The organism is Leptospira selangorensis (assembly GCF_004769405.1).
Classification (GTDB): Bacteria; Spirochaetota; Leptospiria; order Leptospirales; family Leptospiraceae; genus Leptospira_B; species Leptospira_B selangorensis.
The window spans coordinates 252,581-277,343 of record NZ_RQES01000005.1; the positions used below are offsets into that span (position 1 = coordinate 252,581).

Here is a 24,763-nt window from a genome sequence, read left to right on the forward strand (position 1 = left end):
TTCACCTTCCGGCAGATTTGATTTTGTTATTAAATTCGCCTAATATTATATCCGGAACTTAAGAAAGAGAGGTTCTCACTTCTTCTAAGATCCGGTTCATTTCCAGGATACCTTCTTCGAATAAGGCAGGCCCCGGTTGTAAAATGATCGCAGGATCCATTTCGAAAATTTTATCGTTTTTGATCGCAGGAATATCTTTCCATTCTTCCCTGGTGCGTACCCATTCGAAGTCCATAGGTTTTCCACACCAGCTTCCGATAATCAGATCCGGTTTTGCATCAGCTACTTCATGAAGACTTATAATCCTGTCTTTGGCCAAGGATTTTTCTTTCAAATGGCCGAAACAATCTACTGCTCCCACGATTTCCAATAATTCTGAAACCCATCTGATCCCTGTGATAATCGGATGATCCCATTCTTGGAAAAACACCTTAAGTTTTGGTTTAGAAGAAGAACGTTCTTTTATCTCGTTTAATCTTTTTTTATACGATTCAACAAGTTTAGAAACCTGTTCGGATTTTCCGATCAGCGATCCCACCATTAGAATGGTTTGGAAAATTTCCTCCAAACTTCTTTGGTTGGTGATCAGTACATTCAGTCCTTCTTTTACTAGATCATGGGAAAGTTGTGCCTGAATATCCGAAAAACCCACAACCAAATCAGGATCTAGTTCCTTGATCCTCTTTATGTTTCCGTTAATAAAAGCGGATACTCTAGGCTTTTCTTCTTTTGCCTGAGGAGGTCTTTCCGTATATGCGGAGATGCCTACGATCCTTTCTTCTTCCCCTAATAAATAGAGAAGTTCAGTAGTCTCTTCAGTTAAACATACGATTCTTTGCGGACCGATTTTACTCAACTGTGATACTTCTTCTTATCATCTATTAATTTTTCCACTACACTTGGATCGGCTAAGGTAGAGATATCTCCCAAACCTTCGAACTCACTTGAAGCGATCTTACGCAAGATCCTTCTCATAATTTTTCCGGATCTGGTTTTAGGAAGTCCAGGTGCCCAATGGATCACGTCAGGTCTTGCGATCTTTCCGATCATTTTTTCCACAGTTGCAATCAGTTCTTTTTTGAGAGAATCATTTGTAGTCACACCTTCTTTCACTGTGACGTATGCATAAATTCCCTGGCCCTTGATATCATGTGGAAATCCTACAACGGCTGCTTCTGCTACGGAAAGGTTCTCGACAAGTGCACTTTCCACTTCTGCGGAGCCGATCCTATGACCTGATACGTTAATCACGTCGTCCACACGACCGGTGATCCAATAATATCCGTCTTTGTCCCTTCTTGCCCCGTCTCCGGTAAAATAGTAACCTTTATAAATGGAGAAGTAGGTATCGAAAAATCTTTTCGGATCCTTAAACACTCCTCTCATCATGGAAGGCCAAGGAGATTTGATCGCTAAGTTTCCGGAAACTTCTCCCTTGGAGTTGATCTCTTTTCCTTCGTCATCTAAAAGAACAGGTTGTACCCCGAAGAATGGAAGAGTTGCAGATCCTGGCTTTTGAGCAATTGCACCGGGCAAAGGAGAGATCATGATCGCTCCGGTTTCTGTCTGCCACCAAGTGTCTACGATAGGACATTTGGATTTTCCGACATGTTTAAAATACCATTCCCATGCTTCCGGATTGATCGGTTCTCCTACGGATCCAATCAATCGGAGAGAACTCAGGTTTCTTTTTTCGATAGGATCTGTTCCTTCTCTCATTAAAGAACGGATAGCGGTAGGTGCCGTATAGAATACTGTGACTCCGTGTTTATCGATCACATCCCAGAATCTTCCCACATCTGGATAAGTAGGAACTCCTTCAAACATGATAGAAGTGGCACCATTTGAAAGTGGGCCATACACTAAATAACTATGACCTGTTACCCAACCGATATCCGCAGTACACCAATATGTATCCGTAGGTTTGATATCAAAAACATAATGAAAGGTCATATTGACCCCGAGAAGATATCCTCCAGTAGTATGAAGAACTCCTTTCGGTTTTCCGGTAGAACCTGAAGTATATAGAATGAACAAAGGGTCTTCCGAATCCATTTGTTCAGGCTTACAATATGCAGGAAGATCTGGATCATTCATTAGATAATGCCACCAACGATCTCTACCTTCTTTCCAATTCAGTTCCGTTTCTTGTCCGGTCCTTCTGACAACGATCACATTATTTACTTTTTCAGAAGATTGATCCAAAGCAGTGTCGACCGCTTTTTTGAGATCCAGACTTTTCCCACCTCTATAACCTCCGTCGGAAGTTATGATGAGTCTCGGTTTACAATCTTCTATCCTACTTTGTAGAGCTTCCGGAGAAAAACCTCCGAACACGACCGAGTGGATTGCACCGATACGAGTACATGCAAGAATTGTAATAGCAAGTTCCGGGATCATAGGCAGGTAAACCATGACCACGTCACCTTTTCGGATCCCTGAATTTTTCAGAACGTTTGCGAACTTATTTACTTCACGATAAAGATCGTAATAGGTATAAGTTTTAGATTCTTGAGGATTATCCCCTTCCCATATGATTGCAGCTTTGTTTTTTAAGGGAGTATCTATATAACGGTCCAGGCAATTATAAGAGACATTGATCTTGCCTCCTTCGAACCATTTTACTTTTGCATTCTTAAAATCGTGATCTAAAACCTTGTTCCATTTTTTGAACCAGGTAAGTCGGGTAGAAGCTTCTCTGGCCCAAAACTTTTTAGGGTTCTCTATGGATTCTTTGTATAATGCCTTATAATCTTTGAGGTTGATATTTGCCGTTTTTTTGAAATGAGCGAACGGCTGGACGATTCTTTCTTTCGACATGGCTTATTCCTTCGCAATCGAATACGAAACTTTTTAATTTCAGTATTGTCCACTCATTCTTCTCGTTAAATTGTATGAGAGTTTTTATATAAAATCGAGCCTGTTATGTAAAAAAAGAATTCTCCCCCGACCGCATTACAGCAGGCTCGCCTCAATGTCGGAAAAATTGGATACTCGGGAAAGTTTTAAGCGTAGGTTCTTAGTTTGGTTGGTGCCTACGATTGTAGTTTTTTTACAAAGGATCATCGGACTCACCTCAAGAAAGGTAGAATTAGGAAAGGAGCATTTTAATTCTCTTTATCCTCTGAAGAAGCCGTTTATCCTCTGCGTTTGGCATACGAACGTTCTTTATTCACCATACTTGAATAAGAATCGTAAATTAGCAGTATTGATCTCCGAATCTAAAGATGGGGATTTTATCACCGGAGTGGTGCATAGATTCGGTAACGGAAGTATTCGCGGGAGTTCCTCAAAAGGTGGATCCAAAGCTCTTAAGGCTATGATCGTTCACTTGAGAAAAAATCTTCCGGCAGCATTTACTCCCGACGGGCCTAGAGGTCCTGCTTGGATTGTTCAACCTGGAGTGATTGCTGCAGCACAAGTTTCCCAGGTTCCTATCTTACCTTTTCATTATGAATGTACAAAACAATGGATTGCGGAGAAGTCTTGGGACAAACATAGGATCCCAAAACCTTTCACAACTTTCGTGATCTCTTACGGTGAGCCTATTATGATTCCTAGAGATCTAGACGAGGCCGGCTTTGAAAGAGAAAGATTGAAAGTGGAGAAAGCAATGCTCGAAAATAAAAATCGAGCAGAGCAAAAGGCGGAAGAACTTAGATCTAAATCTTCTAGGTCGACCCGGTCCGAATTAAATCCAGAAACTCGCTCCTAGTAACCATATTCGTTTTAAATTCTCCGAGCATACAAGAGGTGAAAAGTTCTGAGTTTTGTTTTTCGACTCCTCTCATCATCATACAAAGATGTTTTGCTTTGATGACTACCGCAACGCCCAAAGGATCCAGAACTTCCATGAGGGCGTATGCTATTTGTTCAGTCATTCTTTCTTGAACCTGTAACCTTCTCGCAAATACGTCTACGATACGCGGGATCTTGGAAATCCCTATGATCTTTTTATTCGGGATATAACCTACGTGAGCCTTTCCAAAAAAAGGAAGAAGATGATGTTCGCAGAGAGAATACATTTCGATATCTCGGACAAGGACCATACCTTGGCTGTCCTCTTCGAAGATCGCTCCATTTACGATCGTATCAATGTCCGCTTTATAACCCGAGGTCAGGAATTCATAAGCTTTCCGGACCCTTTTAGGAGTGTTTAAAAGTCCTTCTCTATTCGGATCTTCTCCGATTGCTTTTAATATACTCGTTACTTCGTTTTCCAAGGTGTCTCTCCGTTCTTCGCTTCGAAAATGTATGTAGTTAGACTCGTCTGGACAAGTCTTGGTAATTTACTTCTCTTTTCAAGGGGAAAAGCGATTGGCTTGCCATTCCTACTTCAACTTGTACGATGGTTTAATTTTCAATGATGGCCAGAAGGATCAAAATCGGATTCGATGCAAGGATGATTGCCCATTCAGGGATCGGTTCCAGGATCAAAGGACTTTTGAATTGGTTAGGGGATACAGCCTCTAAAAAAGGGATTCAGATTATTCTTCTTGGAAATCCTGATCTTATAAAAAAGAATCTTTCTCCAAAGGTTTTATCTTCTTACGAAATTTTAGAATATAATGCAGGAATTTATTCTATCAAAGAATGGTTCGGCATTCCTGAGATGAAAGATTTCGATCTATTGGATATCCCACATTTTAACGCGCCTTTAAAATTCCTAGATCGTTGTGTTGTTACTATTCACGATATTATTCCATTTAGAATGAAACAGTTCCATTCTTCTTTTTTGAAACAATCCTATATGAAGATCGTATTTTTACTCATTAGGAAGAAGGCTAAAAAGATCATTACTGTTTCTGATTTTACGGCAAAAGATATTACTGAAGTTTTTTCATTTTCTCCATCTCAGATGAGGACCATCTATAACGGTTTAGATTCCAAAACGTTCTCCCCAAAGAGCGATTCAGAAAAGAAGAAGTTCCTGAAACAGTATGAACTCAAACCTGGATACTTGCTCAGCGTAGGGATAGGCAAAGAACATAAGAATTTAGGATTCGTACTTAGATCTCTCAAAAAACTTTGGTCCGAAAAAAGGATCAAAGCGGATTGGGTAATTGCAGGTTCGGGTGGAAAACTTCCCGACTATCTGGTTGAAGATGCAAAAGGTTGGGAAGATAGAATTAAATTGGTTCCTTACCTGTCTGAACAAGAATTGGCCACTTTATATTCTGCAGCAGAACTACTTGTTTATCCTTCCTTGTATGAAGGATTTGGATTTCCTCCTGTAGAAGCTCAGTCTTGCGGTTGCCCGGTATATTCTTCCAACTCAAGTGTTCTTCCTGAAATTTTAGAAGATACTGCATTCTTCTTTGACCCCAAAGATTCACTTTCATTTGAAACGGGCCTTGTTAAGTTATTGGATTCTCCTAAACTTCTAAGTTCTAAAACCAAAGAAGGTTTAAAAAATTCCAAGAGATTTGATTGGAAACAATCTGCAAACGAGATTGTAGAAGAATATTTGCAGTTATTGAAAAGCTGATTTAAGAATTTTTGAAAGAAGGTTTTCCGAGGGAAATTTTCCTTTCTTCTATTTTGAGTCGGATTGTCTTTCTTTCGTCTTCCGTATACATGGTCCATCTGCCGATCTCTTCTAGGGTGCGATAACAACCTTCGCAGAGACCGGTGTCATAGTCCATATTGCAAATTTTGATACATGGAGAGCGAACAATCATCCTAAGAACTACTTGGTCTTTTTGACCTTCTTCTTATTCGACGTTGTTTTTTTGGGTTTTGCTTTTGCAGATTTTACAATTGTAGCGCTTCCGTTTACATCCACCATTCCGGATAATTCCGTGAATAAAGAAAGTCCCGAAATTTTACCCGGAACGATCACGTGAGCCGCTCCGTTATTTCTAAGAACTTCCGCTTCTTTGGGATCATCCGTAGTTAAAATGATCTTAGGCTGGTGATGTCTACAGATACTTTTTAAGGATTCAAGCAATCTACGATTGGTAGTTCCTTTTAGGATCATATCGGAAACTGTACAAACAATATATCTTGCTTCTTCTATTCCTAAATGATGAAGGCTTTCCGGGTTCGCTAAGTCTCCGTATGCCCAACGAATACCTTTGGATTCCAAAGTTTGTCTATAGATTGGATTAAAATCCACAACCAACATTCTTTTGAGCCAGGAAGGTTTATCATCTTCTATCCCGTCGATCAAACCTTGAGCGATCCTGAAATATCCTAATACTACGATATCTCTTTTGGTCTCTCCGGTAACTTGAGACTCTAAAGGTTCTTTGTTTTCTTTCACTCCAAAGATAGATAAGAAGGAGATAATTCCTCTCGCGATCGTATCATTAAATAGGATCACATAAGTGGAAATGATAGAAGCAATGATCATAGAAGTGAGAACGATCGCTTGAAGTTCTTTTCCTATATGTTCCTTTTGTACGCCGAGCGCTAAGATCACCAAAGAGAATTCAGAAATTTGTGCCAAGTTCAGACCGGCAACAATCCCCGCTCTTAAACCCTTGCCTGAGAAAAATACTGTCGGAGCAATGATCAATACTCTGCTCACTAAAACGAATCCCACAGCTAAGAATGCTAATCCTAAATCACTCGCACTCGGAGCTTGGATTTTCATTCCAAGAGCTACGAAGAATAATGTAATGAAGAAGTCTCTGATCCCGGAAAGTTTGCTGATCACATCTGCGCCATAAGGAAAGGCTGCGATACTCACACCGGCGATCAATGCGCCCATCTCTTTAGAAAGTTGGAGTTTTTCCGCTACACCGCATAAGAAAAAACACCAAGCAATCGAAGTGATCAAAACCAATTCAGGTTTGGAAGCTGCGAATAGAAAAATTCTGGATAGAATATAACGGCTGACTACGAAAGCAACAGCAACAAGAGCGATACCTTTGACTAAAGAGCCAAGAACATTTAAGATTTGAGGATCTTGTAAGTCCGGTTGGATCCCCATAAATAGAATGGCCCAAATATCTTGTAAGACCAAAACACCTATCGTAAGTCGCCCGGCAACCGTACTGATCTCAAACTTATCATGCAGAAGTTTAACCACAATCATTGTGGAACTGAGAGAGAGTGCGATCGCAAAGTATAGAAGATCAAAATTTCCTGGAGCAGGAGGAAAGAATGTACGGAACGCAAACCAAGCGGCTGCAACACCCAAGAAAAATTGCAGAACTCCCAGAGCGAACATGGAACGACCCATTCTGGCCAATTCTTTTAGATCGATCTCTAAACCGATGATGAACAATAAAAGGATCAAACCGATCTCTGAGATCAGTTCTATACTTTCTTCACTTTTAACATAACCGATGGTTAGCTTTCCACCCACATAAGGTCCGAATAATGGGCCGATGATCAATCCAGCGATTACGTAACCTAAGACTAAAGGTTGTTTGAGTGCTTTTGCTATGATTGCGAAGAAAGTCGCGAAAATAATACTAAGGGCGATATCGACTAATAGAGTAAGTGAATGATGTTCCATCTTTTCGGTATGAATTCCCCTTAGATTAGTTTTGTTGGAAGGATATTACAAAAAGAAATTATTAAATGAATATAGTCCATTCACTTTTTAATACGAATTTTCGTATCCAGAGAAGGAGGGAGCAATGCCCCAAGAGAGATTTCAGTCGTTGGACTTAAATAAATCCTTAACGGCGTCTTTTGCTTTGGACAAAGTATAATCTTCTCTATCGATCAGTACAAAATCTAAATTCTCTTTTTCTATTCTAGCCAGAACTTTGGCGATGTCTGCAGGAGATTTTAAGTTCGTTGCCAGATATTTGAACTTGGTCCCACATTCAGGACATGACTTATCCTTAGTATAATTCAGTCCCAGATGTTTACATTTTCCGCAAGTTCCGTACAGATCATCTATGATCATCAATTGAGAAGAAACCTCGCTTACGCTCAGTTTTTGCCAAACTCGGATGTACTTTTTGTCTTCAGCCGACATTCTTTTAGAAAAACGAATTCGAAAGATTAGTCAAGGGTTTTACGGATTGTCTGAAGAATGAGAGAAGTCGCCTCTTCCAATTCAGTTTTGGAAATACAAAGAGGAGGAGCAAATCGGATCGTATGATCATGAGTTTGTTTTGCGAGAATTCCTGACTCTAACAGTTTATAGCAGATCTTTTTTGCTCTTGGTCCAGTCTCATCCGGAAAAAATTCCACTGCGTTTAACAATCCCTTCCCTCTGATCTCTTTCACTTTGCCAGGGTATTCCGATTTCAAAGTTTGCAAAGAAGAGCGGAATTCCGTTCCTCTAATATCCGAGTTCTCGGATAAATTCTCTTCTAGTAAGACTTGGATTGCGGTTTTGGCTACTGCTGCTGCCAAAGGATTTCCGCCGAATGTAGAGCCGTGAGTTCCCGGTTTTAAGGTAAGAATAATCTCATCAGAACCCAATACCGCGGAGACCGGCAGAGTTCCTCCCGATAATGCTTTGCCAAGCACGAGCAAATCCGGTTTTACATTCTCATGGTCAGCAGCCAAAAGTTTTCCGGTTCTACCTAAGCCGGTTTGCACCTCGTCCAAGATCAGAAGTACATTATGCTCTGAGCAAAGTTTACGTACTTCTTTGAGATAACCTTCTCTTGGGACGATTACTCCTGCTTCTCCCTGGATGGGTTCGACCATAAATGCGGCTACATTAGGATCTTCTAATTCTTTTTTTAAGGCTTCCGTATCGTTAAATGGAATGATAGAAAATCCGGGAACAAACGGACCAAAATCTCCTTTGCTAATGGGATCAGTGGATGCGGAAATTGCTCCTATACTTCTTCCCCAAAAATTTCCGGAAGCAAAAACGATCCTAGCTTTGTCAGTGGGAACTTTTTTAACTTGGTATGCCCATCTTCTTGCAAGTTTTACAGAAGTTTCTGCTGCCTCTACTCCTGTGTTCATTGGGACCATTCTATCGAATCCGAATGTATCACATAAAAATTTTTCCATAGGACCTAGTTGGTCATTATAGAATGCTCTGGAAGTAAGAGTTAATTTTTCGGATTGGGCCTTTAATGTTTCTATAATTTTAGGATGGCAATGGCCTTGGTTCACAGCGCTGTAAGCGGATAGAAAATCGAAATATTTTTTTCCATCCGTATCCCAAAGAAAGATACCTTTCCCTCTTTCCAGCACCACGGGAAGAGGTTCATAGTTATATGCTCCGTACTCTTTTTCGGTATCGAAGTAAAATTGGGAAGTTTGCGTATGCATCGTACTCGATTCTAACCGGTTCAAGAGTCACACAAGGAGATTTCGGTATTTTACCTTGACTTTTGTGTTTCAACTTGTTGAAATTTATCACATGCAATTCTCTTTCTGGAAAATATCCGCTTCCATACCGATCGTTTTTGCGATTATGTTCCTTACGAACTGTCTTTATACGAATATCAAATCTCCAGGTTGGTACTATTCTCAAAGTTATTCCGACGTAAGAGGAATGGAACCGGTAGGAAAATTAGAAGGTACATCCTGCGGAACTAGCTGGCTTTGGATGGTTTATACGGGAGACGAGAGTTACGAAGCAGCTGTCCAAAATGCGGTTAAGGATAAAGCGGACCTTCTATTCGATGTTCAAACGGACTATAGTTATAAATCCTTTATATTCGCTCTTTATTTTGAAAAATGCACCCGCGTTACCGGGATTGGAGTGAAACTTCCTCAAAGACTTCTGAAAAAAGAATGAAACCGATTCCTTATAAACGGATCCTTTTTCTAATTCTGATCTTAGCTGAGTTAGTCGGTTGTATCCAGATGGGAGCAAGTGGTAGGGCCTTGGTCCGCAGGAATCCAGAACCTTATCCAACCGGGATTGGAATTCCACCGGACAATGATGTTCATCTAAATGGTGCAAACTTCAGAGACCCTTCTATCCATTACGGAGAGTCATCCACTAAGTTGAGGACGGGAGGTTTTGACGGTTATATCCGAACTACAACTTCTTTTCCTCATAAGGATATGTTTCACGCTTCCTTAGATGGTTGGGATTGGTCTGAGCATAGGATCGTAAAATTCGAAGGAGAAAGTAAGGGCTGCCAATTCGGTGTACGTTTGTTTCTTCCGATTAAACGAGGGTCTAACGATGCATTCATTCCGATCCACTTTACTTTCGGAAATAAAAGTTTTTACGAAGACTTGGGTGAGCAGATGAAGGCGAATTCTATTGAAGCTTTATTTGATAGTAGGCTGGACGTGGAGTACACCGCCTATATCTTTGGATTATTCAGAAGAAAATGTCTGAGGTTTCAAAGTTATGGCATCCAAAAATTCTAACTCTATTCCATTATTCTTATCTGCTATATTAGGATTTTTAGCAGTGGCTCTAGGTGCATTTGGAGCTCATGGGTTAAAATCAATATTAACTCCTGACTTACTTGCGATTTACGAAACCGGAGCAAGATATCATCTCATTCATGCAGTAGTTTTACTCGTACTAGCATTGAGTGGAAAACTTTCAGAATCCAAGTTTAGAAGGATCGGTTTTTGGCTGATCTTCAGTGGGATCTTAATCTTCTCCGGTTCATTATATGCACTTTCTTTAACTGGGATCAGAGTTTTAGGTGCAATCACTCCTTTTGGAGGATTGGCATTTTTGACCGGTTGGGCATCGATCGCTTACTCCGCTTTTTCTGATAAAGAATAAGTTTTTTATCGGGTAATATGGAAATTAAAATCCGTATTGCCAAAAGTTCCGTATAATCTTAACCAAATTGGGAGTATCATTTCGGTTGCTCTTGCACCGGTGATATCTCCTAGGTCTATAATATTTTTCCAACCGAAATCCTTCGCGAGAAGGTCCGAAACTTTTTTCTTCGCTTCCGAATCGTTTCCGCAAACGAATACATCATGCTCTCCCGGAACTGCAGAAGCGTTTACCATAATAGTACAATTCATCGTGTTAAGTGTCTTAACTACTTTTAGATCTGGAAAAGATTTTTGAATTGTTTCTCCTAAAGAATCATTTGTGCCAAAAATTAAACCTGGTGGTCTTCCTTTAGAGAAATCGAGTGCGTTTGCGAGATCTACTAAAACTTTTCCTTTAAGTGTTTCTTCTCCGGCGGATTTTAAAACTTCTACACTGATCTCTCCTTTGGTACAATTAAATAGAATGTCTCCGAAAGAGGCTGCGTCTTTAAAAGTTCCTTGAGAAGCTTTACTTCCGGATCTAGAAACCCACTGAGCTGCTTTTTCATTTGTAGCGGAACGAGATCCCATTTTAACCTCGTGCCCTTTTTCGATTAGTTTACTACCGATGGTTTCTCCTACCATTCCGGTTCCTAAAACTCCGATTTTCATTTATTTCTCCAAAGATATAATTTCAAAATTGTCAAACCGGATCGGTTTAACTGTTCTTAGACAAAGGATCTAATGTATTGTTCTTTCTATTCTTTTTCTGTATTGGAAAAAAGAAATAAAACTGTAACTGTATTCCTTGTTAAAATTAGGTAATGATAACCAACGTATGAAATCAGAATATACTATTTTCCAAATAGATGCATTTACGGATTCCTTATTCAAAGGAAATCCTGCGGCGGTTGTTCCCTGGGAAGGAGAATGGTTGCCGGACTCCAAACTCATTGAGTTAGCAGCTGAGAATAATTTATCAGAGACTGCATTCTTTCGCCCCAGAAAAGAAAAGGGGGAATACGATCTGAGATGGTTTACTCCTGGTGTTGAAGTGGATCTTTGTGGTCATGCAACTTTGGCGACTGCATTTGCAATTTACGAGGTGATTGAAAATAGATCGGATATTTCTTCTTTAAAGTTCCATACGAAGAGCGGGGTCTTGGAAGTGTTTCGGGAAAATGGAACATACTATTTGGATTTTCCTGCGAGGCCCCCTGTAAAGACCGAATATTCTCAGGATGATGTGGCTTCTTGTTTTAATATAAAAGCAAAAGAGATTTTGAAAGCTCGAGATATCTTATTCGTTTTTGAAAAAGAATCAGATATTATAAATTTAATTCCGAATCATGACGCTCTTACAAAACTTCCATTCTTTGCTGCGATTGTGACCGCTCCGGCAGACAGCGGGAAGTCTTATGATTTTGTTTCCAGATTTTTTGCTCCAGCTAAAGGAGTTCCGGAAGATCCGGTGACCGGTTCTTCTCATTGTACATTGATCCCTTTTTGGTCGGAAAAATTCGGGAAGAAGGAACTAAATGCGTATCAAACTTCTGCAAGAGGTGGCCATTTAGTTTGCGAGAATAGAGGAGAAAGAGTTCGTATAGGCGGAAACTGCAAACTTTATCTAAAAGGATCTTTTTATTTAGAGTAGAAGTTTTACTTGTAAGATTTATTCTTCAAACCGGATTCTAAAATTTGCAAAATTTTATCTGCTTCTTTCATTGCATTGTTCTTATCTATTTGTAAGATAACATTGTTCAATTGGCATTCGTTTAACAAGACTGAATATCCATGAACGATGGACCAACTTGCAGTAGCCATTTCCCTTGCTTCGAATTTTGTTATCTTTTCGGACTCACAAGCGAGTACGGTTTCCCAAAGTTTTAAAAAAGCATTCTTGCCCGCTTCCGAAAGATCTTCCGAATTTCCTATTGGCCCAAGATCTATATGCCACATTGCTCTATAATAACCCGTGTTTTCTAAACAAAAAGAAATATAGGCTAAACCGATCTTTCTTAAACGTTCGAATGGGTCTTTTGTAGAAACTTCTTTTTCTGCCTTAGTGAATTCTTCAGTGATTTTTATGAATCCGTCTTTGGAAATTTCCTCCAGAAGATCTCGATGAGAAGGAAAATGTCTGTATGCTGCGGCATGGCTGACTCCGGCTTCTCTTGCGATTTCGCGGATCGTAAACGCAGAATCTTTACTTGTTTCTATTCGTTTTAACGCCAATGCTTTTAAGGTTTCCGCCAGATTCCCATGATGATAGGAACCTTCCGGTTTTTTCATTTTTTTCTTTGTCGGCATAAAAAATTTCCTAAAAAATGTTGACGTTGGTAACATTTGGTGTTACCAATAGTAACATTATCGGACCGACAATAGATTTTTCAAGTAAATCCCGGATTAAATCGGGAAATTAAGAGGTTTTATGACTCCAGAACTAACATTTAAACTAGCCAGCAATTTTGCGATTATAGGCTGGTTATTACTCGCTGGTCTGCCAAATGCAAAGGTAACCAAATTATTGGTAAGGAATGGTATATGGCCTTTGATCCTTTCCGGATTGTATTTGTTGATACTTGTATTACATGCAAGAGGAGGATTCGATTTCGGATCTTTAGAAGGTGTGACAAAACTCTTTTCTAATCCTTGGGTCTTGCTCGCGGGTTGGGTTCATTATCTTGCATTCGATTTATTCGTTGGAATTTGGGAAACAAAGGAAGCAGAAGTTTTGGGAATCTCCAGATGGATACTTATCCCTTGTTTGTTCTTTACTTTAATGTTCGGACCAATCGGTTATTTATTATTTCAAATCGTTCGTTGGAGAAAAGGAGGAAGCCATGCAAGCATCTAATGTTTTAAATTATAATAATGCAACTGGAGTAAATTTCTTTTCTTCAATCAGAAAGAATCGCCCTCTTAGTTTTTACGTGGGGCTGGTTTCCTTTTTAATGATACCGGTCTTTATCTTTTTTTCTCAAATAGATTCTAGAACCGTTTTGGGAATTAACACTTGGATAAAGCCGATCAAATTTGCCATTTCGATTGGGACCTTTCTTTGGACTATGGCTTGGTTTTTGGAATTGCTGGGAGATTTTCCAAAATTCAGAGATAGAGTAGAAAAATATTTTGTCATCTCTACCGCTGTGGAATTGGTGCTTATAACTTTACAATCAGCGAGAGGAGTACAGTCACACTTCAACCAATCTTCTGCACTTGATGGAGCGATTTATAGTATTATGGGAATGTTTATCTTTCCAATGATCCCTGTTTCGATCTGGATGGATAGAAAGTTCAAGTTATTAGTTTCTAAATTGGATTCTAGAACTCTTTTAGCTATCCGGTCCTCTCTTTGGATATTTGCAATCGCATCTATCATTGGAGTCTTTATATCGGCGAGACTTGCTCATTCAGTAGGAGTTCCTGACGGAGGTCCAGGTTTACCTTTGGTGAATTGGAGTAGAAACGGGGGAGATATTCGAATTGCACATTTTGCAGGAATACACGCGCTTCAAGTTCTTCCTTTGTTCGCGTTCTTTGCGATTCGAAAAGATTGGAAAACTACAAGTGTCAAAATCGTTTCTATAGGATACGCGCTATTGGTTGGATTTGTATTTATCCATGCAATGCTTGGAAGGCCTCTGATTTAAATAAAACCCGATCCGAATCTGTCATGTTTTGATTTGGTTCGGATCGATTTTATTATTCTAATTTTTCACTATATTCTAAATTTGATTTCCGATTCTTTTCTTCTTGATTAGTTTCGGAAATTGAATGGTTTCTAAAAAACTCAAACAAACTAAAGATAATTCTGAGATCATTTCAGAAATACTAAAGCCACATACAAAGGGGGTTTTAGAGATTGTAAATTCTCTCAGGAGTAAAATCAAAAAAGAATTTTCTGAATTCGAAGAAAGGGGTTATCCGGTTTGGAAGGCGATCGGTTTTAGAGATAAAAATTCGGGTTATGTATGTGGTATATTTCCATTTGCGGAAAATGTACGTTTAATCTTTGAGTGGGGAGTTTTGCTCAAAGACCCCGATAGAATTTTGTTAGGAGATACAAAACAGATTCGTTATTTAGAATATTCTTCTAGCAAAGAAATAGATATAAATGTTATCAGAAACTTTTTGGAGCAAAGCTTGGGATTGCCAAAAGGTAAAAAAGAAAAAGAAATGATCATAGATAGTATGAATTCTATAAAAAAACCTGTTCTTAAAAAAAGGAAATCATAATGGAATATTTTAAATCAATAATGATCTTTCTGTTCGCAGGTCTATGTGAGATAGGCGGCGGGTATCTTGTTTGGCTTTGGTATAAGGAATCCAAATCGGTAATCTATTTGATTGTTGGTGGATTGATCTTGGCCTTGTATGGAATAGTCGCCGCTTTACAATCTTCTTCTTTTGGAAGAGTGTATGCTACTTATGGTGGGTTTTTTATTGTGATGTCTTTGCTTTGGGCCTGGAAGATGGATGGGTTCCAACCGGACAGATACGATATAATCGGATCATTAATCGCTCTATTCGGTGTAGCAGTGATTTATTATACACCCAGATGAAGATCTGTCGGCTTAAGACTTAATCTCTTTCTGTTCCGAAATAAAATTTTCCCTGTTTACGGATCAGGTTTCTTTGGATCAATCCGTCAGCGATAATGAGTAATCCTTGCGCGGCCGCATGTTTCTTTTCATCCGGAACATCGTTTTGTTTGGACATCAATTCGTGAACATAAGCCCTACGTTTTGCATCCATAACTCCCAGCATGGAGCCGCAAACTTTTTTATCTCCTACCAAGAATGCTAATGCCAAGGTTTGAGGTGGAGTTTCATTGCATAAATAAAACAATGCAAGATTATCAAAGAAGGACAATTCTTCGAAAGATTTTAAAGTTAATTCTTCCTTATCTTCTCCGCTCATACTGACTCCTGTTCTTTGATCTTAGAATCCAGATATTCTACTAAATATTTGGAATTTGGTTCTTCTCCAGTTGCTTGTCGGATCAGTTCCTTTGCTTCCAAACTTCTACCCTTACTGTGAACATGTTTTCTAAGCCAATCAAGGAGAGAAGAAGTTTCTTTGTTTTTCAATTCATCCTTAAACCTAGGATTTTGTTTGAGGAAGGCAGAATAGAGTTGGGCCGCATAAATATTCCCCAAAGAATAAGTGGGGAAGTAACCGAAAGCTCCACCACTCCAATGAACATCCTGTAAAAATCCTTTGGAATCATCCGGAACATCAACACCTAGCAAAGATTTCATTCCATCTTTCCAAGCGCCCGAAAGAGCTTTTAATGCAAGTTCCTTTTTGAAAATTGCTCTTTCGATCTGGAATCGTAAGAGCACATGCAGATTATAAGTGATCTGGTCAGCTTCCACTCGTATCAAAGAAGGTTTGGATTTATTCACAAAAGAATAAAGTTTAGAAAAAGGAAGAGAAGATTCCGAAATACCCAAGTTTTTCAGAAATAAAGGATAGATCCCTTCCCAAAATTCTTTAGATCTTCCCACTTGGTTTTCCCAAAGACGGCTTTGGGATTCGTGAATACCTAAAGAAACGGAATCTTTTAAAGGAGAAGGACCTCCTAGAATCAAAGAAATGCCTGCCTCATACAATGCGTGACCGGTCTCATGCAAAACGGAATAGACGGAAGAAAGAGGATCAGACTCTTCATAACGAGTAGTAATCCTTTTATCAAAAGAACCTAAGGAAGTAGAGAAAGGATGAGCGCTTGAATCTAAACGAAATCCGGATTCAGGCAAACCTAAAAGAACAGGAAGACTTGTATTAAAAGGAATCTGAGAATCGATCGGAAAATTTCCCTGAAAAGGAAAACTTGCGTCTTTCGCTTTTGCAATCAAAGGCACTAAAGATTTTCTAAGATCGGCAAATAGAACTTCTAAATCGGCTGCTTTAGCTTCCGGTTCATATTCATCTAAGAGAGCGTCATACACTTCTGTAGAATAACCGAAATAGTCGGCCTTCTGAAAGACTAGATCTACTATCTTTTGTAAGATAGGAAGAAAAGAAGAAGCATCATTCTTCTTTCTTGCATCTACCCAAATAGAATGAGCCTGGCTAGTGACCTTAGAAAACTCTTCTACCCAAGAAATTGGTAAACAAGAAGAACGATCTAAATCTTTGAATAATAAATGTAGTTCTCTTTCTCTAAGAGATTTACCCGGAGCATCAGAGCGAGAGTTTTCTTCTCTGGCCTTCTCCGCTAGACTGCGAAATGAATCGCCGATAAAAGATTTATGAGCAAGCCCGGAAAGAAAACTAAGTTGATCACCTCTTTCGCCTAAGCCGTCGCTTGGGATACCGATTTCCATATCCCAATGTAATACACTTCCAATGTTTCTAAGATGATATATATTATGGAATTCATCCCTATAGGCTTTGAATGCCGGAAGGATATTTTCCCAATTTTGAAGCTCAGATTCCCACATACTTAAAAAACATTCTTTTCGATTGACATCTCGCCCACCAACCAAAAACTGACTTTTGTCTATCGCGGGCATGGTGTAATGGCTAGCACCGTAGCCTTCCAAGCTTCTAGTGAGGGTTCGAGTCCCTCTGCCCGCAAAAATTTTCCCCTTTAAATCAAAACGAAATTTTCAAGTTCATCTCTATTTGAGGGACTCGAACTTACCCAAAAATCGTATCTAAATACATCATAAACACAAACCCAAAGATCAGGGTCAAAGCAGAGAAGTCATGAAATCCTCGCTTATGAGTTTCCGGAATGATCTCACCTACTATAATAAACAACATAGCACCTGCGGCAAATCCCATCGTCCAAGGCATCATCGGTCCTGCGATAGAGACCGCAAAACTTCCGACCAATCCTCCGATCGGTTCTATCAATCCGGTTAAGAACGCGATGGTGAAAGATTGAAGTTTAGAATATTTTACGGATAGAAGTGAAACTGCAACCGCCAATCCTTCCGGAATATTTTGGATACCTATACCTGTTGCAAGAGAGATCCCTGAAGATAAACCGTCTCCAGCGAATCCAACCCCAACCGCCATTCCCTCCGGAAAATTATGAAGGGTGATTGCTACTACAAATAACCAGATCCTGCTGAGGGCTTTTGTATCAGGTCCTTCTTTTCCTGAAATGAAATGTTCGTGAGGAGAATATTTGTGGATCAGAAATAGAATTCCAACTCCAAAGAGTAAGCCTAAGATTACGATACCAGCAGCAGAACTTTTGTCCTGAAAATGAATTTCACCAATCTCTAATGCAGGTAATAATAAAGAGAAGAACGATGCAGAAAGCATGATCCCCGCTGCAAAACTTAAAAGCCCGTCTTCTAATTTTGTAGAAAGTTGTCTGATCGCAAAAACACCTGCTGCTCCAAGACCAGTGCAGAGTCCTGCGACTAAACTTGCTAAAAATCCGGATAATATGATATTAGAAGACATGGACCAGGTTTGGATTTTCCCAAATGAATCCGCAATAGAATTTCCAAATCTTATTTTGTCAGAAAGTTTTTTCTGGACTTGTTTTTACTTCCTGTTTAAATCTGACCTCATTCTTTATATTGGTGGGGAATTATGGATCGAATTCTAAAATACGTTTCTATTCTTTCGATTTTATTGTTCGCGGCGACTTTATCCGCTCAAAATGAAACCTATACTGTAACAGCAAATTCTTGGCCTGCTGATTTTTCTTCTTTCGAGTCGTTTAGAGATGCGAATGCAAGTACTTCCCAAGGAGCGGTTATCGTTCTTTTGGCTGCACTTTCTATCTATTCCAAAAATGCGGAAGAAGGTAAGAAGGCGTTAATCATCTGCTTGGACGCTAATTCTCTCATCTCGGATACTTCTCCCAATGGGTACAAAGGTTTTAATATCAATCGAAACACGATCGATTTAGTGAAAAGACAGTTAGAGCAGCATCCTTATTTAATAGGTTCTTATCTTCCTGGCTCTTCTTTCCAAAACGGTTACAAACCTTCTAACCCTCCATATAACTTTACCCTGACTTCTAATCGATTCAGTGGAACAGAAGAATCCGGACAGAAAAAATTATTTCTTCCTTCTTCCGGCGCGGACACTCCAAGGCCTGTAACTGTAAAAAGAAACGCGAAAGGTGTGTGGAAAGCTTCCGAGTTTTCCAGTTTATTAGTAGGAATTAAAAAGCCTGCGACTTCTAATCCTGCGGACGATCTTTGATCGTCCTTAAGAAGCTTCTTTCTGTAACATATCCGCAGCGAAAGCTTCTTCTAATTGACGAACCGCATTTTTGGAATAAGCGATCAGTTCTTTTTCGTTATGTCTGAGTTTGAATTGATCTTCGACCATTTTCTCATCATAATCCCTGAACTTTTGGATAAAGTATTTTACTTCCGAAGGTAAAAATCCCAGATCTTTTAAAGTTTCTTCTGCAAGTTCTAAGGAAGAAGCAAAGGTATCCCTTCGTATTGTTTCAATACCCAGTTCCATTAGATCGAAGTAATGGGATCTATTTCTGGCTCTAGCAACGATCCTTAAGTTTGGAAAATTTTCTTTAGCGATCTTGGCGATTTTTACGGATAACTCTGCATCTTGAATGGCAAGTACAAGTATTTCAGCTTGGGCTGCTCCTGCAGCATTCAATAGATCTAGTCTACTTGCATCTCCATAATAGATCTTATGACCGAATTTTCTGGCAGCATTTACCTGGTCTGCATTATGCTCTAATGCGGTGAATCGGATCTTATGCAGATACAACATCCTGGAGATGATTTGTCCGACCCGTCCGAAACCAGCAATGATCACACGGTTCTTTTCATAAATAGGATCAGCCGGTCTTTCTTCTTCTTCGTGTATATAAGGATCTATTACTTTTTCTTTAATAATCCCTACAAAAGGAGTGAGTATCATAGAGGCAGTAACGATTACGATAGAATAATCGGTCGTTTCTTTAGAAAGAACACTGAGTTGAGCAGCCACATTCAGGATCACGAACGCGAATTCTCCACCCTGGGAAATACTTACCGCAAGATTGGAAGAAGAATCGGAAGTAAGTTTTGCGATCTTTCCTAATACAAAAAGAACAATCCCTTTAACCGACATTAGTCCGATCGCAAGACCGAAAATCAAGAACGGATGATTGATCAGAATTTCCAGATTCATGGACATTCCAACCGCAAGAAAGAAGAGCCCTAATAATAATCCTTTAAAAGGTTCTAAGTTTGCCTCTAACTCATGTCTGTATTCGGAATCTGCGAGTAATACTCCCCCCAAAAAAGAACCGAGCGCCATGGAAAGCCCAACCTTCTCCATTGCAAAAGAAACTCCGAGCACTAGCACCAAAGAGAGAGCTACGAAAATTTCGTGATTACCGGTTGCGGCGATCATTCTGAAAAGAGGTCTCATCAAAAAACGCCCGCTTAGGATCACTAAAAGAATAGCTGCAACCGCAGTTCCTAATTTATAAAAATTTAATCCATTATGAGCGGTTTGTCCAGGTTCTAAAGCTGCCAAAGGAAGAATTGCCATTACGGGGATCACTGCTAAATCCTGGAAGAGAAGGATCGCAAATGCAGATCTTCCATAAGAAGTATTGAGTTGGTTTTTTTCCGCCAAGGATTGAAGAGCAAATGCAGTAGAAGAAAGTGATAAACTAATCCCTAATATGATCGAAGGAATAAGACCTAATTGGAATAGATACCCGATCAATCCACCTAATAAAAGTGAAGAAACTGCTACTTGGAAAAATCCCATTCCAAAAACTGGTTTTCGAAGCACCCAAAGAGTTTGAGGTCGGAGTTCTAGCCCGATTAAAAAAAGAAGAAGGACCACACCGAATTCTGCAAAATGCATGATCTCGGTCCCACCGGTCACAAGTCGGACTCCATGGGGGCCGATCAGAATTCCTCCTACGACATAACCTATGATGGATCCTATTCCTAACTTTTTGAAAACAGGAACACATAGAACGGCTGTGCTTAATAGAATAATGGCGGTAACGAGTAGACTTTTCTCTTCCATCAATGCTCTTCCTTTTGATTTGAATTAATTTTCATTAGACATTTTACGGATATGGAATAAAACCACTTTTCCAAGACATGTTCCAGAAATTGCGATTGTCCAGGTTTATTTTTTTACTTTGTGTTTACTCGTTTTTGGAGCCTATTTTTTCCGAAGAACTTAGGACCCAGGAAACCTCAGATAAACCTAAAGACAAAATTGTTCAGAATAAAGAAGAAAAGACAGATCTTAAAAATTCTTCGGAAGGAAAAGAAGAAGAAGAAGTAGAAGGTCTTAAAGCGGAAGAATTAAATCCTAAAAAGAAAGAGAATCTGGTAATCCCGATCCAATTCGGTTTTTTCGTTGATGGCTATTATAATGCAAGTTTGAACCGACCTGCATCTAAAGAACTATTATATACAACCCAAGCAACTCGAACCAACGAATACAATATCAACCTGGCATATCTAGATGCCAAAGTGGAAACCGATAAATACAGAGGAAGATTTGCAGTCCAATTCGGTACATCGGTCGTAGCAAATTATTCGGGAGAAGGGACCACAGGCAAAACTTCTAATGAATCTTCTATCCGAAATATGCAAGAAGCGTATGGAGGTGTTCGATTAGGAAAATCCACTTGGCTGGATGCGGGGATCTATTTCGGACATTTAGGATACGAGTCTTGGATTTCTCATGAGAATTTCGTTTATACTCGCGCATTCTCTCTCGATTACGTACCTTATTATGTTTCAGGAGCAAGATTGAGTGGTAAGATCACAGATAAACTTTCTTACCAACTTCATTTGAATAATGGATACCAGGTAGTCACGGACAATAACAAGGATATCTCTGGCGGTTTTCGATTGGAATGGAATCCTCTTGGAAACTTGATGTTTCGTTGGAATACCTTTATAGGCAACGAACAACCGACTACTACCCCGAAAGAAACCAGATATTATAATAATTTTATCGCAGAATGGAAACCATTCCAACGACTTACATTAGCTTCTTCTTTTGATGTGGCTTACCAGGAAAGAGCAAGCAGAGAAGATCTGGTATATACTCCTGAGGGTCCAATCTATCTTCGTCGAGATGGCACAGCATTTAGACAAACCTATGTGGGAAACTTCTGGCTCGCGTATCGTTTTTTACCCGATTGGAGAATCGGTATGCGATTGGAAAGATATCTAGATCGGGAACAAATGATCATTGTCACGAATACTAAGGATGGTTTCCAAACAAGCGGTGCAACTGCTACCTTGGATTATCATCCAGATCCTGCCATTTTAGTAAGATTTACCTACCAGTACAGAAGATCCATGGATTCCATATATCCTCATGAGAATAATACATCCAAACTAGATCGTATGTTTATCTTCTCACTTTCTATTAAGATCTAAATCGATCCGGTAAAATTATGGGGAGAAGTTTTTTCCCGGATATGCCGGGAGGGGATAGAAGAATATTCTTACCCATTTTAGAATTTACACTGGAACCGATCGCAATGCGATTTCTTTCGCAAACATCTAAGCACGAAACTTCTAGAACCTTAACTCCGTGGATCCCTTCCGACCGAAGAGCGTCTTTTAACTCGGATTTCAGACGGGTTTTTCTACCATTCGTTTCCCCGTTTATTTTCATCGCACATTTGCTACATACGAAAATTGCTTCTTCCCAATCTGCTGAAACAGATTCCACATTTTGTATCTGGCCTTCTTCTCTTCCTTGAAATAAAGAAATTAAATTCATTTTGATTCCTCTTACATCATGTTGGAAGAAGAGCCCGATCCTTGGATTTATTTTGCGCCTTTTTATTGAATTCCGATTTTTTCAGCTAGACTCAGGTCTTAAATTTTTTCGTTTTTTCAATATATACTTTTAGAATTTTTCTAAAAAAGATTGAACAAAATTAAATTGTATGCAATCTATTTACTACGTAACTAGGAGGTGCCCAACTGTGGCCCAGAATTTATACGAACTAACCGCTACTTTAAACAATGGATCCGAAAAAAAATTACAAGATTATAAAGGAAAGGTCCTATTGATCGTTAATACAGCGAGCCAATGCGGATTTACTCCTCAATATAAAGGCCTTCAGGAAATGTACGATAAGTACAAGGGAAAAGGTCTGGAGATATTAGGATTCCCTTGTGACCAATTCGGTCACCAAGAGCCGGGAAGTGACGCTGAGATCGAAAGTTTCTGCCAGGTGAATTTCGGAGTGAATTTTCCTCTTTTCAAAAAGATAGAAGTGAATGGAGACGGAGCTCATCCGGTTTACCAATATCTTAAAAAACAAGCTCCAGGGCTTTTGGGAAAATCCATTAAATGGAACTTTACCAAATTTTTGATAGATAAACAAGGAAACGTGATCAAAAGATTCGCTCCGATGACTCCTCCGGAAAAATTGGACAAACAGATCGAGGAACTTCTTTCCAAGTGAATTACGAATCCTTAAAGTTAGAGAAACAGATTTGTTTCCCACTTTACGCCTCTTCCAGAGCGGTGACTGCTTTATACAGACCGCTTTTGGAAGAGTTCGATATTACTTACCCTCAATATCTTGTTCTTCTGGTCCTTTGGGAAACCGATAGAATCCCTCTAAAAGAAATTGGGGATAAATTATTTCTGGACTCCGGGACTCTGACTCCTCTTCTCAAAAAAATGGAATCTTCCGGTCTTTTGACTAGAGATAGATCGGATCTGGACGAACGTTCTCTTGTGGTTAGCCTGACCACAAAAGGAAAAAAATTGCAAAAAAAAGCGGTTTGTATTCCGGAACGATTGTTGGAAGAATCAGGTCTCACCGCTGAAAAGGTGCAAGGCCTGAAACGGGATCTGGACGACCTTCTTATTATCCTAGAACAAAAATTAAGAAATTCGGCGTGACAAATCCGTTTTATCGAAAACTATAGAGCCGCTTTTTTAAATAGTGCGCTCGCGCTAAGGAGTTTAAAAATGAAACGCCAATTATCCGCAATATCATTTGCTGCGGTACTTATTTTCGGAGCTTGTTCTTCCGAACAAAAAAAATCGGAGCCGGCTTACGTTCCGAATTCGGATATTCGTGTTGTAGAAGCGAATATGATCAAGGAAGGAGATAAAAGAATTAAAGCAGAAGCTGTTTTAGGAACTCCTACTTTCGAAGAAAACACCCAAGACGGATCCGTTTTAGAATGGTATCTTGAATCTACTACTTACCAAAAAAATTCTTACAAAACTTTGGCAGAGAAACCTTCCAGAGTTGATGATAGTACTAAGTATATCAAAGTGATCGTTGATAAAAAAGGTGTGATCAAAAAATACGAATACAAACTCTAATTCGAATATAGATTAACATCTACAAAAAAGGCCGCAGGTATAGCGGCCTTTTTTATTTTTAGATATCGTCTTCCATTAGATCGATTCCGGCAAATCCCAAGAGAAAGTCTAAAAATTCCCCGAAATTAAATCCTAATCTGATCCCATATCGAATGGAAATATATAACTCCACTTCGAATAAAAACGCGGAAGGATAATCGTCTTTATTTTTAGGGTTTTGGGCTAAGAATGTTTGGATCGCTTCGTTCCTTTTATCCGGATCTAAACTTTCCAAGTATTTTCGAAAGAATGCTTCCTTTTTGGCCTTTCTTCTTTCGGAGACTGGATTATTATAAAAACGTAAATATCTGATTTCATAACTTTTAGAATTTAATCTTTCGTCTGAAAGTTCCGGTGTAGGGTTTGGATCCTGTTCCGATTCCGGTGTTTCAGGCAGAAGTAAAAAGTTATCGCTTGTTGAAGAATTTGATGCAGGCGTTTTGGTTTCTTCTTTTTTGGGAGAAGTTTCTATGGGAGGCATGGAGTGGAACTTTTCCCCACCTAAAAACCCAAAGATCAATTGTTGAGATCTGTAAGGTCCGTAAGTTCCACCTCTTAATCCGTATCCGGTTCCTAGGTCTCTTTTACCCGGTTCGGATTCCCCACCTTGAAAAACAAATCCGGTTGCAAGAGGTCCTATTCTAACTCCGATCCCATAACCTGGAGTTTCTACTCCTGCGGTAAAAACGTCCCCTAAATCTTTTTTTCGATGGGACCAGTATGTTGAACAATCGATCACTATGAGACCCAAAAGAAAAATACAGAAAAAATGTATGCTGAGTCTTTTTTTCATTTCGGGAAATAGTCTGACTTTAGTCGCCAAGATCGG

30 protein-coding genes and 1 tRNA gene are annotated in these 24,763 nt (G+C 39.4%); 16 read left to right on the top strand and 15 right to left on the bottom strand.

Annotated elements, in window-relative coordinates:
• Window positions 1–58: 58 nt before the first annotated feature.
• Both EHO58_RS02755 and acs read right to left on the bottom strand, forming a co-directional pair.
• The gene (locus EHO58_RS02755; RefSeq protein ID WP_135678463.1) at window positions 59–856 is read right to left on the bottom strand and encodes a cobalamin-binding protein; all 798 of its coding nucleotides are present in this window, start codon (window positions 854–856) and stop codon (window positions 59–61) included.
• Window positions 853–2,820 carry an acetate--CoA ligase gene (gene acs, locus EHO58_RS02760; RefSeq protein ID WP_135627840.1) on the bottom strand — a complete coding sequence of 656 codons (1,968 nt, stop codon included), beginning with the start codon at window positions 2,818–2,820 and terminating at the stop codon, window positions 853–855. Before acs ends, EHO58_RS02755 begins: the two co-directional genes overlap by 4 nt.
• A gap of 154 nt (window positions 2,821–2,974) precedes the next feature.
• On the opposite strand from acs, the gene EHO58_RS02765 reads away from it, so the two are divergent.
• A complete protein-coding gene (locus EHO58_RS02765; protein WP_135678465.1) occupies window positions 2,975–3,715 on the top strand; it encodes a lysophospholipid acyltransferase family protein in 741 nt (246 codons plus the stop codon).
• Here the strand turns inward: EHO58_RS02765 and folE are convergent.
• Window positions 3,672–4,223, bottom strand: coding sequence for a GTP cyclohydrolase I FolE (gene folE / locus EHO58_RS02770; protein ID WP_008591026.1), 552 nt, complete (start codon window positions 4,221–4,223; stop codon window positions 3,672–3,674). The genes EHO58_RS02765 and folE overlap by 44 nt on opposite strands.
• 140 nt (window positions 4,224–4,363) lie before the next feature.
• On the opposite strand from folE, the gene EHO58_RS02775 reads away from it, so the two are divergent.
• On the top strand, window positions 4,364–5,488 hold the full coding sequence (locus tag EHO58_RS02775) for a glycosyltransferase family 4 protein (protein ID WP_135678467.1): 1,125 nt from the start codon (window positions 4,364–4,366) through the stop codon (window positions 5,486–5,488).
• 1 nt (window position 5,489) lies between these two features.
• Here the strand turns inward: EHO58_RS02775 and EHO58_RS02780 are convergent, their stop codons facing one another.
• The 4 genes from EHO58_RS02780 to rocD all read right to left on the bottom strand — a co-directional run bounded on the left by EHO58_RS02780 (window position 5,490) and on the right by rocD (window position 9,201).
• Complete coding sequence (locus tag EHO58_RS02780) at window positions 5,490–5,681, bottom strand: DUF1289 domain-containing protein (protein ID WP_135678469.1); 192 nt, start codon at window positions 5,679–5,681, stop codon at window positions 5,490–5,492.
• Between the two features lie 8 nt (window positions 5,682–5,689).
• Entirely contained in the window at window positions 5,690–7,468 is a 1,779-nt protein-coding gene (locus EHO58_RS02785; RefSeq protein ID WP_135678473.1) for a cation:proton antiporter, read from the bottom strand.
• 141 nt (window positions 7,469–7,609) lie between these two features.
• Window positions 7,610–7,939, bottom strand: a complete 330-nt coding sequence (locus EHO58_RS02790; RefSeq protein ID WP_135627835.1) for a hypothetical protein — start codon at window positions 7,937–7,939, stop codon at window positions 7,610–7,612.
• 26 nt (window positions 7,940–7,965) lie between these two features.
• The gene (gene rocD, locus EHO58_RS02795) at window positions 7,966–9,201 is read right to left on the bottom strand and encodes an ornithine--oxo-acid transaminase (protein ID WP_135678474.1); all 1,236 of its coding nucleotides are present in this window, start codon (window positions 9,199–9,201) and stop codon (window positions 7,966–7,968) included.
• Window positions 9,202–9,346: 145 nt separating this feature from the next.
• On the opposite strand from rocD, the gene EHO58_RS02800 reads away from it, so the two are divergent.
• Genes EHO58_RS02800 through EHO58_RS02810 form a run of 3 tightly spaced genes read left to right on the top strand, consistent with a single transcriptional unit; the run spans window position 9,347 to window position 10,630 of the window.
• Window positions 9,347–9,673: a TRL-like family protein gene (locus EHO58_RS02800; protein ID WP_425269428.1), complete on the top strand. Its 327-nt coding sequence runs from the start codon at window positions 9,347–9,349 to the stop codon at window positions 9,671–9,673.
• On the top strand, window positions 9,670–10,260 hold the full coding sequence (locus EHO58_RS02805) for a hypothetical protein (protein WP_135627832.1): 591 nt from the start codon (window positions 9,670–9,672) through the stop codon (window positions 10,258–10,260). The genes EHO58_RS02800 and EHO58_RS02805 overlap by 4 nt, the downstream gene beginning before the upstream one ends.
• Entirely contained in the window at window positions 10,241–10,630 is a 390-nt protein-coding gene (locus tag EHO58_RS02810; protein WP_135678478.1) for a DUF423 domain-containing protein, read from the top strand. The genes EHO58_RS02805 and EHO58_RS02810 overlap by 20 nt, the downstream gene beginning before the upstream one ends.
• Before the next feature lie 5 nt (window positions 10,631–10,635).
• Here the strand turns inward: EHO58_RS02810 and EHO58_RS02815 are convergent, their stop codons facing one another.
• Window positions 10,636–11,283 (bottom strand): NADPH-dependent F420 reductase, encoded by a 648-nt coding sequence (locus tag EHO58_RS02815; RefSeq protein ID WP_135678480.1) that lies wholly within the window; start codon window positions 11,281–11,283, stop codon window positions 10,636–10,638.
• A gap of 166 nt (window positions 11,284–11,449) precedes the next feature.
• Between EHO58_RS02815 and EHO58_RS02820 the strand changes: the two genes are divergently transcribed.
• Complete coding sequence (locus EHO58_RS02820; protein ID WP_135678482.1) at window positions 11,450–12,265, top strand: PhzF family phenazine biosynthesis protein; 816 nt, start codon at window positions 11,450–11,452, stop codon at window positions 12,263–12,265.
• Window positions 12,266–12,270: 5 nt separating this feature from the next.
• Here EHO58_RS02820 and EHO58_RS02825 read toward each other — a convergent pair whose 3' ends face one another.
• Window positions 12,271–12,921, bottom strand: coding sequence for a TetR/AcrR family transcriptional regulator (locus EHO58_RS02825; protein WP_135678484.1), 651 nt, complete (start codon window positions 12,919–12,921; stop codon window positions 12,271–12,273).
• 121 nt (window positions 12,922–13,042) lie between these two features.
• Here EHO58_RS02825 and EHO58_RS02830 point away from each other — a divergent pair, with 121 nt between their 5' ends.
• From EHO58_RS02830 to EHO58_RS02845, 4 genes are all read left to right on the top strand, one after another.
• Window positions 13,043–13,468 carry an ABA4-like family protein gene (locus EHO58_RS02830; protein WP_135678486.1) on the top strand — a complete coding sequence of 142 codons (426 nt, stop codon included), beginning with the start codon at window positions 13,043–13,045 and terminating at the stop codon, window positions 13,466–13,468.
• Window positions 13,455–14,264 (top strand): hypothetical protein, encoded by an 810-nt coding sequence (locus tag EHO58_RS02835; protein ID WP_135678488.1) that lies wholly within the window; start codon window positions 13,455–13,457, stop codon window positions 14,262–14,264. The genes EHO58_RS02830 and EHO58_RS02835 overlap by 14 nt, the downstream gene beginning before the upstream one ends.
• Before the next feature lie 124 nt (window positions 14,265–14,388).
• Window positions 14,389–14,850, top strand: a complete 462-nt coding sequence (locus tag EHO58_RS02840) for a DUF1801 domain-containing protein (protein ID WP_135678490.1) — start codon at window positions 14,389–14,391, stop codon at window positions 14,848–14,850.
• A complete protein-coding gene (locus tag EHO58_RS02845; RefSeq protein ID WP_135678492.1) occupies window positions 14,850–15,176 on the top strand; it encodes a YnfA family protein in 327 nt (108 codons plus the stop codon). The genes EHO58_RS02840 and EHO58_RS02845 overlap by 1 nt, the downstream gene beginning before the upstream one ends.
• A gap of 19 nt (window positions 15,177–15,195) precedes the next feature.
• Here EHO58_RS02845 and EHO58_RS19490 read toward each other — a convergent pair whose 3' ends face one another.
• Window positions 15,196–15,534, bottom strand: coding sequence for a hypothetical protein (locus tag EHO58_RS19490; protein ID WP_167483176.1), 339 nt, complete (start codon window positions 15,532–15,534; stop codon window positions 15,196–15,198).
• Window positions 15,531–17,063: a carboxypeptidase M32 gene (locus tag EHO58_RS02850; protein ID WP_167483177.1), complete on the bottom strand. Its 1,533-nt coding sequence runs from the start codon at window positions 17,061–17,063 to the stop codon at window positions 15,531–15,533. Before EHO58_RS02850 ends, EHO58_RS19490 begins: the two co-directional genes overlap by 4 nt.
• Before the next feature lie 64 nt (window positions 17,064–17,127).
• Between EHO58_RS02850 and EHO58_RS02855 the strand changes: the two genes are divergently transcribed.
• A tRNA-Gly gene (locus EHO58_RS02855) sits at window positions 17,128–17,199 on the top strand.
• Between the two features lie 63 nt (window positions 17,200–17,262).
• Here the strand turns inward: EHO58_RS02855 and EHO58_RS19705 are convergent.
• The gene (locus tag EHO58_RS19705) at window positions 17,263–18,042 is read right to left on the bottom strand and encodes a ZIP family metal transporter (RefSeq protein ID WP_135678494.1); all 780 of its coding nucleotides are present in this window, start codon (window positions 18,040–18,042) and stop codon (window positions 17,263–17,265) included.
• Window positions 18,043–18,174: 132 nt separating this feature from the next.
• Between EHO58_RS19705 and EHO58_RS02865 the strand changes: the two genes are divergently transcribed.
• On the top strand, window positions 18,175–18,795 hold the full coding sequence (locus tag EHO58_RS02865; RefSeq protein ID WP_135678496.1) for a DUF6935 domain-containing protein: 621 nt from the start codon (window positions 18,175–18,177) through the stop codon (window positions 18,793–18,795).
• 6 nt (window positions 18,796–18,801) lie between these two features.
• On the opposite strand, the gene EHO58_RS02870 is transcribed toward EHO58_RS02865, so the two are convergent.
• Window positions 18,802–20,595, bottom strand: coding sequence for a monovalent cation:proton antiporter-2 (CPA2) family protein (locus EHO58_RS02870; protein WP_135678498.1), 1,794 nt, complete (start codon window positions 20,593–20,595; stop codon window positions 18,802–18,804).
• 95 nt (window positions 20,596–20,690) lie between these two features.
• On the opposite strand from EHO58_RS02870, the gene EHO58_RS02875 reads away from it, so the two are divergent.
• Entirely contained in the window at window positions 20,691–21,974 is a 1,284-nt protein-coding gene (locus EHO58_RS02875; RefSeq protein ID WP_244241043.1) for a porin, read from the top strand.
• Here the strand turns inward: EHO58_RS02875 and EHO58_RS02880 are convergent.
• On the bottom strand, window positions 21,964–22,323 hold the full coding sequence (locus EHO58_RS02880; protein ID WP_135627818.1) for a hypothetical protein: 360 nt from the start codon (window positions 22,321–22,323) through the stop codon (window positions 21,964–21,966). The genes EHO58_RS02875 and EHO58_RS02880 overlap by 11 nt on opposite strands.
• A 208-nt stretch (window positions 22,324–22,531) precedes the next feature.
• Here EHO58_RS02880 and EHO58_RS02885 point away from each other — a divergent pair, with 208 nt between their 5' ends.
• The 3 genes from EHO58_RS02885 to EHO58_RS02895 all read left to right on the top strand — a co-directional run bounded on the left by EHO58_RS02885 (window position 22,532) and on the right by EHO58_RS02895 (window position 23,895).
• Window positions 22,532–23,017 carry a glutathione peroxidase gene (locus EHO58_RS02885; RefSeq protein ID WP_100708539.1) on the top strand — a complete coding sequence of 162 codons (486 nt, stop codon included), beginning with the start codon at window positions 22,532–22,534 and terminating at the stop codon, window positions 23,015–23,017.
• Window positions 23,014–23,463: a MarR family winged helix-turn-helix transcriptional regulator gene (locus tag EHO58_RS02890; protein ID WP_135627817.1), complete on the top strand. Its 450-nt coding sequence runs from the start codon at window positions 23,014–23,016 to the stop codon at window positions 23,461–23,463. Before EHO58_RS02885 ends, EHO58_RS02890 begins: the two co-directional genes overlap by 4 nt.
• A 69-nt stretch (window positions 23,464–23,532) precedes the next feature.
• Window positions 23,533–23,895, top strand: a complete 363-nt coding sequence (locus EHO58_RS02895) for an LIC13410 family lipoprotein (RefSeq protein WP_100722467.1) — start codon at window positions 23,533–23,535, stop codon at window positions 23,893–23,895.
• A 58-nt stretch (window positions 23,896–23,953) separates the two neighbouring features.
• Here EHO58_RS02895 and EHO58_RS02900 read toward each other — a convergent pair whose 3' ends face one another.
• Window positions 23,954–24,727, bottom strand: coding sequence for an LIC13411 family adhesin (locus EHO58_RS02900; RefSeq protein ID WP_208728717.1), 774 nt, complete (start codon window positions 24,725–24,727; stop codon window positions 23,954–23,956).
• Window positions 24,728–24,763 lie beyond the last annotated feature (36 nt).